Annotated in this window: 7 protein-coding genes and 1 pseudogene; 4 read left to right on the forward strand and 4 right to left on the reverse strand. The window is 38.8% G+C overall.

Features of this window, described 5'->3' with window-relative positions:
- Positions 1–101 precede the first annotated feature (101 nt).
- Positions 102–1,505 (forward strand): cytochrome P450, encoded by a 1,404-nt coding sequence (locus F7734_RS56750; RefSeq protein WP_155752954.1) that lies wholly within the window; start codon positions 102–104, stop codon positions 1,503–1,505.
- A gap of 18 nt (positions 1,506–1,523) precedes the next feature.
- On the opposite strand, the pseudogene F7734_RS56755 reads toward F7734_RS56750, so the two are convergent.
- The 3 genes and pseudogenes from F7734_RS56755 to F7734_RS56765 form a co-directional block, all read right to left on the reverse strand.
- A pseudogene (locus tag F7734_RS56755) lies at positions 1,524–1,604 on the reverse strand (Uma2 family endonuclease); the annotation flags it as partial.
- Positions 1,605–1,650: 46 nt separating this feature from the next.
- Complete coding sequence (locus F7734_RS56760; RefSeq protein ID WP_155752955.1) at positions 1,651–3,672, reverse strand: response regulator; 2,022 nt, start codon at positions 3,670–3,672, stop codon at positions 1,651–1,653.
- A 159-nt stretch (positions 3,673–3,831) separates the two neighbouring features.
- Positions 3,832–9,795 (reverse strand): hybrid sensor histidine kinase/response regulator, encoded by a 5,964-nt coding sequence (locus F7734_RS56765; RefSeq protein ID WP_155752956.1) that lies wholly within the window; start codon positions 9,793–9,795, stop codon positions 3,832–3,834.
- A gap of 407 nt (positions 9,796–10,202) precedes the next feature.
- Between F7734_RS56765 and F7734_RS56770 the strand changes: the two genes are divergently transcribed.
- Both F7734_RS56770 and F7734_RS56775 read left to right on the forward strand, forming a co-directional pair.
- Positions 10,203–11,360 carry a pyridoxal phosphate-dependent aminotransferase gene (locus F7734_RS56770; RefSeq protein WP_155752957.1) on the forward strand — a complete coding sequence of 386 codons (1,158 nt, stop codon included), beginning with the start codon at positions 10,203–10,205 and terminating at the stop codon, positions 11,358–11,360.
- Between the two features lie 188 nt (positions 11,361–11,548).
- Positions 11,549–11,989: a secondary thiamine-phosphate synthase enzyme YjbQ gene (locus F7734_RS56775; RefSeq protein ID WP_155752958.1), complete on the forward strand. Its 441-nt coding sequence runs from the start codon at positions 11,549–11,551 to the stop codon at positions 11,987–11,989.
- 113 nt (positions 11,990–12,102) lie between these two features.
- On the opposite strand, the gene F7734_RS56780 is transcribed toward F7734_RS56775, so the two are convergent.
- Positions 12,103–12,780: an SDR family oxidoreductase gene (locus tag F7734_RS56780; protein WP_155752959.1), complete on the reverse strand. Its 678-nt coding sequence runs from the start codon at positions 12,778–12,780 to the stop codon at positions 12,103–12,105.
- Positions 12,781–13,054: 274 nt separating this feature from the next.
- Between F7734_RS56780 and F7734_RS56785 the strand changes: the two genes are divergently transcribed.
- Positions 13,055–13,360: a hypothetical protein gene (locus F7734_RS56785; protein WP_155752960.1), complete on the forward strand. Its 306-nt coding sequence runs from the start codon at positions 13,055–13,057 to the stop codon at positions 13,358–13,360.
- Positions 13,361–13,640 lie beyond the last annotated feature (280 nt).

Here is a 13,640-nt window from a genome sequence, read left to right on the forward strand (position 1 = left end):
GAGTAGGGGGTAGGGGGCAATAAATTATTTCTTACTATGCCCCGATCTCTATGCCCCATGTCCTAAGATCGAGTCAAGAATATGATTTGCAAAGTTCTTTTATGAAAAATCAGATACCATTACCCAATCGACTCAAAACCCCACCTTTGTTGCAAAAAATTCAATGGGTGGTTAACCCTGTGGGATATATGGAAAGTGCAGTTCAGCAACATCCGGATATTTTTACAGGTGAGGTAGTTGGTTTTGGGAACACTTTAGTATTTGTCAACCATCCCCAGGCAATTCAGGACATTTTAACCAACGATAGAAGGAAGTATACAAGCCCAGGCAAGGAAAACAAGATTCTACTACCTCTAGTTGGGGAACACTCAGTTCTGATTTTGGACGGACAACAACACAGACAGCAACGGCAACTCATGATGCCTCCGTTTCATGGCGATCGCATGCGAGCCTACGCTCAGACAATCCGTTCTCTTGCTGAAAAAGTTTACGATCGCATACCGCAGAACACGCCCTTCTCAGCTCGGAATGCAATGCAAGACATCTCCCTGCAAGTCATGTTAAAGACGGTTTTTGGTGTTTCCGAAGGAGAGCGTTACCAACAACTCAAGCATTTACTTGGGCAGTTAACAGATGTTTTTCAATCTCCTTTAACTTCTAGTTTGCTGTTCTTTCCCTTTTTACAAAAGGATTTAGGCTCTTGGAGCCTTTGGGGAAAGTTTCTACGTTGGAGGGAGAAAATTGATAAAATACTTTATACAGAGATTGCTGAATGCCGCGCAAAAGCAGATCCAAATCGCGTTGATATTCTCTCGTTACTGATTTCAGCAAAAGATGAAGAAGGTCAATCGATGACAGATCGAGAGTTGCGAGATGAATTAATAACTCTGCTATTAGCGGGAAATGAAACCACCGCCTCAGCTATGGCTTGGGGATTATATTGGATTCACCGTTTGCCAGAAGTACGCGAAAAACTTCTGCATGAACTTAGCTCGCTTGGTGATTCACCCGATCTAATGAGCATTGTTAAACTACCTTATCTCACAGCTGTTTGTAATGAAACCTTACGGATTCATCCGGTAGCAATGTTAACTTTCGCCCGGAAAGTTCAAGAACCTGTCGAATTGCTCGGACATCAGCTATATCCCAATACTTTACTTTTCGGCTGCATTTATCTTCTGCATCAACGAGAAGATTTGTATCCGCAGCCCAAGGAGTTTAGACCAGAACGCTTTTTGGAACGTCAATTTTCTCCTTATGAGTTCATGCCCTTCGGTGGTGGTACGCGTCGCTGTATTGGTGAGGCTTTAGCTCTGTTTGAATTAAAGTTAGTTTTGGCAACTCTTCTGTCACGCTATCAGTTTGAGCTAGCTAGCCATGAATTAGAAAAACCTCAACGACGAGGCGTTACCCTTGCCCCTGCGGATAAAGTGAAGATGATAATTAGAGGAAAGCGCCAATTAGAAAATTCTTCACAGGCAGTTGCAATATCAGTTAAAAGTTAGAAGATGACTGCCAAATGCATAGATTTCTACTCGGCGGTTTTTTCTATCAATCAACCAGCCGAGTTTTACTTGATTTTCCATATATTCCCGCATTTTCTCAGAACTGAAGGCCTCCAGCAACTAACAGATCTAGTAATTGGCGAATTTAATGAACATAATTGGTGGGACTAGGGCCAACAGTTGTTAGTTCTTGGTAAAGAAGCTCACGTAAAGTTTGCAATAATTCTTGAGTTGTATAGGGCTTAGAAATAAATTTGTTGACAGTCACATCTTTGGTAAGATTATTGCTGTATACTATACCGCTAACAGCAACAATCTTGACTAACGGATTCATTTTTTGCAATGTGCGAATGGTCATTGCACCATCCATCAATGGCATCACCATATCTACCACAACTACACTGATTTTATCTTGGTAGCGAGCATACAGTGCGATCGCTTCAATACCATCACTGGCAGTGACTACTTTGTAGTTATAACTTTCTAATGAAGTTTGAGTAGTTTCGAGAATTTTAGCTTCATCATCTACTACTAAAATTAATTCTTCATTTCCATATGGCAAATCAAGATTTTCAGTTAGCGACGTTGCCATCGCCTTTACTGCTGGCAAGAACAATTTAAATTCAGTTCCTTTCCCAATTTCGCTATGCACATTAATAAAACCACCGTGGCTTTTGATGATTCCTCGCACGGTTGAAAGTCCCAAACCTGTACCTTTACCAACCTCTTTAGTCGTGAAAAACGGCTCAAATATTCTATCTAAGATTTCTGGCGGCATCCCAATTCCTGTATCCGCAACAGTAATTACAATATAGGGGCCGACATTAGCCTCCAAATTCATCCGGGCATACTGTTCATCAATGAACAGATTTTTGGCAGAAATGCTGAGAGTACCACCATTGGGCATGGCATCACAAGCATTGACTATGAGATTCATCAGTACCTGATGCAAGTGTGTGCCATCTCCAATTACAGCCCAAAGATCTGACTGAATATTTAGAGAAAATTCTATGGATTTGGGAAATGTACTGTGAATAATCTGCTCCATTTCCGAGAACAAATTGCTAACTAGCACAATTGTGCGCTTACCATCAACCCCGCGTGCAAACTGTAGCACTTGCTTAACTAAAGCAGCTCCTCGTTTAGTGTTAGTTTCTATCGTCCTAAACAATTGCTGACTCCATAGATCGGAATCAGGGCGTTTTAGCTGTAGTAGTTGTGCTGCCGATAAAATTGGTGTCAGTATATTGTTTAAATCATGGGCAATGCCACCAGCAAGTGTACCCAAACTTTCTAAACGCTGAGTGCGGAGAAATTGGCTTTCAAGTTGTTTTTTTTCTGTAATGTCAGTGTTAACTGTCAAAATAGATTTAGGTTGTCCATGTCGATCGCGCATTAAAGTCCAGCGACTAGCAACAATAATTTTTTTGCCTTGTTTGGTAACTTGCTCTAACTCACCTTCCCAGCAGCCATGTTCGGTAAGACTTTTCTGGATATTTTGTAGTTGTGGTAAGTTCTCCGGTCGATACAAAAGTTGATTAATATTTTTACCAATGACTTCTGTTACCTGCCATCCGTATAAATGTTCAGCTCCTTGATTCCAAAAGCGGATTTGATTGTCAAAATCTCTAACGAGAATTGCATCTGTAGTGATATCTAGCAAAGCAGCTTGTTCGCCTAGCAAAGCAGCCTGTTCGCGGATTTTTTGTTCTGCTTGCGTGCGCTCACAAATTTCTCTCTCTAAACGCTGATTTTGCTCTTGCAGTGCCTTGGTTAAGTTTCGCAGCTTAAGATGAAGCTCAATCCGGGCTAAAACCTCTTCGTGTTGTAGCGGTTTAGTAACATAATCGACTGCTCCTAAACTCAAGCCCTTGATTTTATCCACGGTTGCTGTGAGTGCAGTCATGAAAATAATAGGAATATCTTGCGTTAATGGATTCGCTTTCAAACGTTGACAAGTTTCAAAACCGTCCATGACTGGCATGAGTATGTCCAACAGAATCATGTCAGGTGGGGCATATTCGCAGCCAGCGATCGCACTTTCGCCATCTTCCGCAACCAAAACAGTAAATCCTGCATCAGCTAAAAACTCAAGCAACATTTCTAAATTGGCTGGGTTGTCATCAACAATTAAGATGACACCTTTATCATTAAAATCAATATTCATAAAACCTCATTTAAAATCGCGACGAGAGCAGAAAAGATAATAATTTATACCATTGACTACCAAGTAAGTCGGTGGAAATAAACCGAACTAGGTTACTAAAAGTCAATATGTCTAGAAATCTTAGCAATGACAAATGAAAAATGATAACCTTAACTAACTTCATGTTAAGTGTGAATATTTTTTAATGTAATTTACGATTTGTTTGCATTTAAATTCTTTAACTAGTTGGCGTAAATGAGTAGCAAAGGGCGACCATTTTTCATCCAACTCCTCTAATTTTGCTGCTCTTTGTGCAATACTCCTTAGGTTCCCCCTTATTGCCAAATCGAGTAAGATTGCCATTTCCTCTGCTGGAGGAGCAATCAAATCTCGATCTGAAATTTTTGATTTTAATTTAACATCTTCTGGCTCTTTGAGATCGGTTTTTATTTCTTCATAAACCCATTCCAATCCCAAGTGAACTCTTAATTTTTCTAAAAGTTCCGCAACTCGGAACGGCTTGGGAAGAAAATCATCACAACCTACTTCTCGACTCTGTTTTTTATCAAAATCAAAAACACTGGCTGATATGGCAATGACTACTGCTTCCTTGAAGTCTGGTAACATTCTCAGGCGACGAGTAGCTTCAAAACCATCCATCACAGTCATAACTAAGTCCATAAAAATCACATCTGGCTTAAACTCTGGTGCTTTGTTAAGACAATCTAAGCCATCTGTTGCTTCTATAACTTCAAAACCTAAAGGCTCTAGTAAATTTACTAAAACAGAACGATTTTCCCATTTATCATCTACCACTAAAACTTTCTTTTTACCACCAACAAAACTAATAATGTTACGTTCTTCAAATTTATTAACACTAATTGGTGATAAAACTTCAGGTAAATCTAAATCTAACCAGAAAACGCTGCCTTTACCTAAGGTACTTTTCACCTTAATTTCACCACCCATCATTTCAATTAATTGACGGCTAATTGCCAATCCTAATCCTGTACCTTCAGTCTTGTGCCTATCTTCCCCTACTTGTTTAAACGGCAAAAATATTTCTTCTAATTGCTCTGGTGCAATGCCAATTCCTGTATCTTCTACTTGAAACCTTAATTTTCTCTCATGATATCCCACCTGAAAAGTTACAGTACCTTTTTCTGTAAATTTGACAGCATTACTCAGTAGATTAATTAAAACCTGGCGCAAACGTTTTTCGTCAGCTTTAATAACTTTAGGCAGAGGAGAAAGTTGCTGATAAGTTAACAAAATGCCTTTTTGTTCAGTACGAATACGGCAGATTTGCACAAGACTTTCCAGAAAATCTAGAAAAGAAAATTCTTTGGGATAAAGTTCCAGTTTCCGAGCTTCAATTTTAGAGATGTCTAAAATATCGTCGATTAGCGTTAGTAGATGTTCGCCACATTGATGAATGATGTTTATACCATTCTTTTCCTGAGTTGTTAAATTTTGATTTTTCTTCAAAATTTGAGCATAGCCTAAAATTCCATTGAGCGGCGTGCGGAGTTCATGGCTCATACTAGCCAGAAACTCGCTTTTGGCACGGTTGGCTGTGGCTGCGGCTTCTTCTGCTCTTTGGCGATCGCGAATTTCCTGTTGCAGTTGCAAATTTTTAGCTTGTAATTCCAGAGTTCGCTCTTTTACTCTGACTTCTAGTGTGCGATTATACTCTTCTAAATCGTGATAAAGACGGGCATTTTCAATTGAGATTGCTGCTTGTGATGATAACAGTTGTAACACTTCCAAGCGCTCTGGTGTAAATGCCCCAGTTGTTAAATTATTTTCTAAATAAAGAATGGCAATCAGCTTTCCTTGATTGACGATTGGAGTACATAAAATAGATTTTGGTTTTTGAGTAAGGATATAGTTATCTAGGTTAAATACATCTTCACTGTTAGCATCATTCAGAACTACATATTTCTGTGTTCTCTGGACATAGTTGATGATAGAGATTGGTAGCTGATGACTGCTTTCTACAGGTATTGATTGCTCGATATTTATTTCATCTTTATCTATATTTCCTGAAGCTGCTATTTGTAACTTTCCTGCTGTTTCTAAAATTAAAAATCCCTTTTCTGCACCTGCATTTTCGATTAAGATTTGCATCAAATTAGTCAGCAACTTATCCAGGACAATTTCTCCAGAAAGTGCTTGAGAAGCTTTCATAACTGCGGCTACATCTAAAACCCCAGGACTGCCTGTAGTTGTAAAGCTAATTGTCTGATTTGCCTCAAGATTTTTGGCTTTTCGCTTCAACTTTCGGGAGAAAATATGCGGATATTTTGCCTCAAAATCTTTAAGTTTGAGTATTGCTCCCCACTGAGCATAGGCATAGTAAGATTGGGTTAAATAGTCTCTGGCTACGTTCTCTCTACCACGAGCAAAATAAAACTCAGCTGCTAATTCTGAGGCTACTGCTTCTTCATGAAGAAATCCTTGTTCTTTGGCGATCGATATGGCGCGATCGTACAGATCCATTGCTACTAAACTTTGTCCCAAAACTCGTGCTTTCTCTGCTTCCACCAAATCGTATTTGTGCTGAAAGTTCATAGGAGCATGAACAGCCCATTCTTGCATTTTCTGCTGATTTTGGTTTACTTTTTCGAGTATTTGTGATTGTTCATCCTTTAAAACATTAGGATATTGAGCTAAGAGAGCGAGAGAATAATACAACCTATAAGTACCATTCAAACTAATACCGTTTACACCTCCTAAATGTTTTTCAGCTAAAGCCGTATAATGAAGCGAACGCGGGTAATCTTTTGCAAAAAAATAGAGGATAGTCCTGGAAAAGTAAGCCGCAAACAGCAACATGTTGTTATCGACTTTGATTAACTTTGGTAATAGGGTATCAGCATCGAGAGTTTCGCCATGGCAATGGTATTCTTCCTCTGGGGCGTCGAGTAATTTCAACACTGTAATTCGCCAACTCTTGAGGTAAGAACTAGGAAAATCGAGTTTGAGTTTAATGACAGAATCAAGATGCTGTGCTTGTTTTTGTGCAAGTAATTCCAGCGGTTGACCAACAAAAAACATCTGGTCACAAGCATAGAAAAAATCATAGCCAGACCATTCTAAATCTCCAAATTCTAACCCAGTTTGCACACCTTCCAGCAAAGGAACAATACATTCTTTAGCATGCTCTTTCCAATGAATAATATGTCCGTGAACTATATTGTGAACAGCAGCTGTCAATTGTTTAGCATTAAATTGCTCTAGCAACTTTAAACCGAGTTTGCCATAACGATATCCTGTTTCAATATCTCCTAACAGGGCGCATAGAATTAAGCCATAAAGAGCATATCCAAATGCAGATAGCGATGTATTACCATGTTCAACACTTTGATTGACAAGTGTAAAAGCAATACTGGGAAATACCTCTGGGGTTGTGGCATAAGCGGGAGCCGCACAGCTGACTAAAATCCGCATAATTGCTAAATGCTCTGCATCAGTCATTTCTTTTCGGTTCGCCAACTCCTCCACATCCATTTTCTCAGGCGGAACAGTAGCCAGAGTTACACCCATCATATCCAGAACTTTCAGCCCTGTTTCTAACGCGGCTTTCATTTGATTTCTCTGGATATAAAACAGCATTTGTAGTTCATAAATTTTGACTCGATCGAGCAGATTTTTCGCCTGTTTGAGAACTACTTCCGCCAGACTTGTTGCTCGTTCAACATTGAGATTTAGATACTCGGCTCCTGTGGCTTCCACATACAAATCTAAGGTCAAATTATATTGATAATTCCAGCTATTCTCAGACAGAAGTTCTAGTCCCTTAGATAAATACCGAACGGCAGTTTCATAAGCTGTTGCTGCTTTGGCTTTCTTGCCAGCAATTAAATTAAGTTGTGCAAGTTCATCTTTTTGAGATTGCTGGGTAATTAATTCAGCACCAACATTTAACTGGTTGACAATTTCAAATATATTTTCTTCGAGTTCTGCTTCAGGAGTATGCTTGAGTAACAGTTCACCAATCTTCAGGTGAGTGTGTTTTTTAGCCTCTGGCAAAATCAAGGAATAAGCGGCTTGCTGCACTCGGTCATGCAGGAATTTATAGGTAATTGTTGACTGGGTATTTTCCGACACAGTCGTTATATTTGCTGACTCAAATACCAGGGGAATTTTGTAAGACTGATTTAAGGGAAGAACTAATCCTACCTGTAAAGACTCCCATAAATCTTTGGCGGTTTCTGATAAAGATTTTTGATTAACAATACTCAGAATATCTAAAGTAAACTTGTCACCAATACAAGCAGCTAACTTTAAAACATTTTGTGTAGGCGGCAACAGCTTTTGAATCTGGCTGACCATTAATTCAACCACATTATCGGTAATATCAATATTTTGGAGACGATGGATGTCCCACTGCCAGCAACGCTCGCTGAAATTAAATAACAATAATTTTTCTTGAAAGAGAGATTTAAGTAGTTGGGTTAAGAAAAAAGGATTACCTTGAGTTTTTTTGTATACCAAATCAGCTAGCAATTCTGACTTTTCTGAGTGAGTGTGGAGAGTATCGCTCACTAATTGGTTAACATGAGAAATCCGTAAGGGCTGAAGTACAATATTGTTGACAACTGCACCAGATTTTTGAATTTCTTCTAAAACCAAAATCAACGGATGAGTGGCATTTACTTCGTTATCTCGATATGCACCAATAAGTAATAAATATTGACTATCTGGATCGTTGGCAAGCAACTGAATCAATTTTAATGAAGCTGAATCTGCCCACTGTAAGTCATCCAAGAACACCACCAACGGATGTTCGGGTTGACAAAATACATGAATAAATTTCTGAAACAGTCGATTAAATCGGTTTTGCGATTCAGTAGGACCTAATTGCGGAACATCTGGTTGAGGTCCAGTAATTCGTTCAACTTCAGGAATAACATCAATTATAACTTGTGCATTGTTACCTAGAGCGGCTAAGAGCTTTGCTTGCCAAATTGCTATTTGTTCACTACTTTCTGTTAATAACTGCCGACTCAATTCTTGAAAAGCTTGAATTAAAGAAGCATAAGGAATATTGCGTTTAAATTGGTCAAACTTCCCCGAAATAAAATAGCCTCGTTGGCGCACTATGGGTTTATGAACTTCATTGACTAAGCAGGATTTTCCTATCCCAGAGTACCCACTTACTAACATCATCTCAGTTGCGCCATGACTAACTCGCTCAAAGGCATTCATGAGAATGGTAACTTCTTTCTCGCGACCATAAAGTTTTTGTGGAATGAGAAATTGGCTATATAAATCAAGCTGACCGACAATAAAGTTGTCAATTTTTCCCGTTGTTTGCAGTTGTCGCAGACATTCTTCTAAGTCGGCTTTTAATCCTAAGGCATTTTGATATCTATCTTCAGCAGTTTTGGCTAATAATTTCATGACAATATCGGAAACTACTGAAGGAATTTCTAAGTTAAGTTCTTGAGGTTGTATTGGGATTTTAGCAATGTGATAATGAACTAATTCTAATGAGTCATTAGCTTGAAAAGGTAGCTGACCTGTTAACATTTCATAGAAAGTAACACCTAAAGAGTAAAAATCACTTCGGTAATCAATTAAGCGGTTCATCCTCCCTGTCTGTTCTGGAGACATATAGGCGAGAGTACCTTCTAGTAAATTAGAATTACTGGAATTTAGGTTTTCTTGAGATAAGCATGATGAAATGCTAAAATCAATAATTTTTACTTTGCCTGTTTTCGGGTTAATTAAAATATTGTGAGGTTTAATATCTTTGTGAATAATATTAGCTTGGTGTAACTGAGCAAGGGTAGAAGCTAATTGAATAGCAATATGTAAAAAAACATTTAATTGTAAATTTTTGTTAGTCAGAAAGTTTTTTAGAGTTTCTCCTTCAAAATCTGACAAAATTAGCGCCAGACCATTTTGATAATTATCCAAAGATAGGGGTTTCACAATCCCTTCTATTTCTAAATTATGAAGTATTTTATACTCGTGTCGTAATCTGGATACTTGTTCTATGGTCGGATACTCAGATTTAAGAGTTTTAATAATTACCGATGTTTGCTCTGATTCTCGTAAAGCCCGATACACACAGGTAGTAGTCCCGTCATAAAGGAGTTCGATGAAGTTGTAACCAGCAATAGTAATATTCATATTTGGTTTCTATTTGTGAAAGTTTCTTAGGCACTCAACTTAATAGAGACCCAATTCATGCTAAGTTCTAATTCTGTCAAATGTCAGAAGTATCATTAATTGTTTACATATGTTTTGCCTATATATTGAGTTCTGTAAATTAAAGTTAAATAAAATAATTTAACTGTAGCTGTTTTGCAGTAATTCACAACTTTATTCGGGAAGCTGTATGCTCGGTTGAGTCACAGTGAGCAAGCGCACCTAAATTTTTATCTAATTCAAACGACGCCATTTGCTCTAGTCATGATTTCTTCGGGAAAGCATTCGCAGTTGTATCCGATCGCAACCCTCACTCTCTAACCAAAATTCCTGCATCTGTGGACCTCACTTTTGAGGGAGAATTAAGGTTGACTCAAATTTGATCTGGCATGGAACCTCTCATATCACGCATGCAGGCGGTACAGTCGCCTATCATTCCTGTAATTGGTGAACTCATTGGGAACAATCCCGGAACCATCTCTCTTGGACAGGGTGTTGTTTCCTATAGCCCACCTCCTGAAGCCATAGAGCTTTTGCCTAAATTTTTATCTGAACCAAATAATAATTTATACAAAGCAGTAGAGGGTATTCCGCTATTGCTGACTGCTTTAAAGGCAAAATTGGAGGCTTTTAATGGTATTGAAATCAATGGAGAAAACAGTATTGTGGTAACCGCAGGTGGCAATATGGCATTTATGAATGCTGTTCTTGCTATTACTTCGGTAGGAGATGAAATAATTCTCAATACGCCATATTATTTCAATCATGAAATGGCAATTGTGATGGCGGGTTGTCGTCCAGTTCTCGTCAAAACAGATGAAAATTACCAACTGCGCCCAGATGCGATCGCTGAAGCTATCACTTCCAAAACACGGGCTGTGCTGACGGTTTCCCCCAATAATCCCACTGGGGTAGTTTATTCAGAAGAAGCATTGCGCCAAGTCAATCAAATTTGTCGCGATCGCGGAATCTACCACATCAGCGATGAAGCTTACGAATACTTCACCTACAACGGAGTCAAGCACGTTTCTCCAGGTGCATTCGTTGGAAGTCGCGACTATACAATATCTCTGTACAGTTTTTCTAAAGCTTATGGCTTTGCCAGTTGGCGCATTGGCTATATGGTTATTCCCGAACACCTGTTGGTTGCTGTTAAAAAAGTTCAGGATACAATTCTCATTTGCCCACCAGTTGTTTCCCAGTATGCAGCTTTTGGAGCACTACAAGCAAAAGAAGATTTCTTGAAAAATCATATTGAAGCGATCGCAAAAGTGAGAGAAGTTGTACTCAAATCCCTGAATCGTTTGCAAGACATATGTACTATTGTTCCTGGTGATGGAGCTTTTTACTTTTTCCTCAAAGTTCATACCGATCTCAACGATTTTGAGTTAACCAAACGCCTCATTCTAGAACATCAAGTCGCAGTAATTCCAGGTCATACATTTGGTATGGATGATGGATGTTACCTTCGCGTTGCGTGCGGTGCATTGCAAAAGGACACAGCAGAAGAAGGTATTGAGCGATTAGTCAGAGGTTACAAACTATAGTTAGAGGATGTTTGAAAAGTCATGATTGATGTATTAAATATTTTTTACCCCACCCTAACCCTCCCCTTGGAAAGGGGAGGGAACTCAATTTCCCATTTCCCCCCTTTCTAAGGGGGACTAAGGGGGTATAATGTGATTAAAATGACAACTAACCATTTTCAAACATCCTCTTAAGAGTTAGAAATTATATGCCAATTGTTAATAAATTCATTGAAATTGAAACAGATAAGGGAATTAACATTCATAACATTACACCACAACTTGAAGCGATTCTGGCATCAACGTCTATTCAAAACGGTCAGCTTTTAGTCTTTTCTCGTCATACAACCACAGCATTAGCTATTAACGAGTACGAAGAGAGATTGTTAGTAGATATTAAAGCTTATTTACAGAAGTTGGCACCAGAATCCGATCGCTACTTACACAATGACCTGCATTTAAGAAAAAACATACCTCCCGATGAACCGATGAACGCCCATTCTCACTTAATGGCAATGACGTTAAGTACGAGTGAAATCATTCCTATTGTCGATGGCAAATTAGCTTTAGGAACTTATCAATCTGTCTTACTGTTTGAGTTAGATGGACCTCGAAAAAGAACAGTATTTTGCCAATTAACAGGGGAGTGAAAATGTTGAACTCTAAGACGATGTTTGGAAAGACACATAGATGTTGTAGGGGCGCAATTCATTGCGCCCCTACACGTGGAGCTGTCGCAAACATTTTTTGAATTGGTATTATGTTAATCTAAGCTGAACTTCTCAAATATAAGGTTCCCAAACAACATATTTTCATCAACTGCTGACAAAGTTTTATTGTTAGCACTGTCAGAATTTAAACAACGACAAACTAACTGAGCAACATCTGCACGATGGATAATACCTGCAATATTTGGGTTTTCAGTTAAAATTCCATTTCCCGTTGCAGGTTCTGATTTTAACCCACCAGGACGAATAATTGTATATGTCAATCCGCTTTCGATAAGATACTTTTCAGCTTTTTCTTTCTCCATTAAAACTGGTCTTAATGTTTCAAGAGCTTGAGGTGATAAAGCAACGATACTGTTACCACTACCGATGGAAGAAACAAGAATGAATTTGTTGACTCCTGCTTTGACTGCTACATCAATGAGATTTTTATTGCCTATATAATCTGCTCTTTCTCCATCTTTAGGTAAACCACCAATTGTACTGATGACTGCATGAATGGGTTCGTCAGTCAACAAGGCATTTTCTATATCTCCTATATTTAAAGCATCTCCTAGAGCCACCTCAATACCCATAGCTTCCAGTTCAGCACGAGCCACTTCTGTTCTCAAAAGTGACTTGACTTTTAGCTGTTGTTCCGTCAAACACTTAGCAATTTCTCGACCTACGCCACGACTTGCGCCCGCTAGAAAAATGTAGGGTGTAGTTGTCATAAATTTTAGTTCAAGTAGATGTTGTAGAACAAATTACGATCTATAAATATATCTTCTTTGTGCCATTGCCATACATAAAATTTCATAATTTATGTATAGCAAAAGCTTTAATGATGGATCTATTACCTAAAGCAGAGCTATTTAATTCCTAAGGAAGGAGTAAAAGTAAATACCAGTCAAGATAGCTTAATAGGAAATCCAACGCTTGACTTTACAAGTGCGCTGTAAGGTCATAACCAACGCTTTTAAAGCAATCTAAGGAAGGGAATATATTATGAATAATCCAGAAAAGCAAGTATTACCAGAAGATCCAGCACAAGCAGAAATTGGTAGAGGTGCTCCTGGTAACGACCACTATGGCGTACAACTGGCACAGACAATAGGAGTCAATGCACCAGATGAAAGAATTCCCGCCAATACCCCAACAGAATTGAACAAGGAACAACTTGAGGCTTTTGAAGAGCAAGAAGAAGGTACATTACATACCACAGATGGATATGTAATTGATGAAGCAGGTCAGTTAAATAATTTTGCAATTGAGCCACCAATGTATGTTGAGGGCGAAGAACCTAGAACTTAACGCCTCTTTGTTGCAAAATTAATTTTCTCTCTGAGATATAAAATATCGAAGAAACCCGGTTTTTCTTAAAATCGGGTTTCTTGGTAAATAAGAATCGGAGGTTGGGGAACCACTCGCGTGCAAAGAGCAGTGTGTTGCAGGAGTTTTCTCGGCTAAGTGAGGAACTAAGGTTAAACCCGTGTGTGAAACCCAACAAATGCTTGTAAATGTTGGGTTTCGTTCCTCAAACGCCAGTCCCCTACGGAGGGAAACCCTCCTATGGCGCATTCGCGCCACGCTT

This window comes from Scytonema sp. UIC 10036 (assembly GCF_009725235.1).

Excerpts from the sequence above, each read along its gene's own strand:
- F7734_RS56750 (WP_155752954.1), top strand. The coding sequence starts at position 102 with ATGAAAAATCAGATACCATTACCCAATCGACTCAAAACCCCACCTTTG.
- F7734_RS56760 (WP_155752955.1), bottom strand. The coding sequence starts at position 3,672 with ATGAATATTGATTTTAATGATAAAGGTGTCATCTTAATTGTTGATGAC.
- F7734_RS56765 (WP_155752956.1), bottom strand. The coding sequence starts at position 9,795 with ATGAATATTACTATTGCTGGTTACAACTTCATCGAACTCCTTTATGAC.
- F7734_RS56770 (WP_155752957.1), top strand. The coding sequence starts at position 10,203 with ATGGAACCTCTCATATCACGCATGCAGGCGGTACAGTCGCCTATCATT.
- F7734_RS56775 (WP_155752958.1), top strand. The coding sequence starts at position 11,549 with ATGCCAATTGTTAATAAATTCATTGAAATTGAAACAGATAAGGGAATT.
- F7734_RS56780 (WP_155752959.1), bottom strand. The coding sequence starts at position 12,780 with ATGACAACTACACCCTACATTTTTCTAGCGGGCGCAAGTCGTGGCGTA.
- F7734_RS56785 (WP_155752960.1), top strand. The coding sequence starts at position 13,055 with ATGAATAATCCAGAAAAGCAAGTATTACCAGAAGATCCAGCACAAGCA.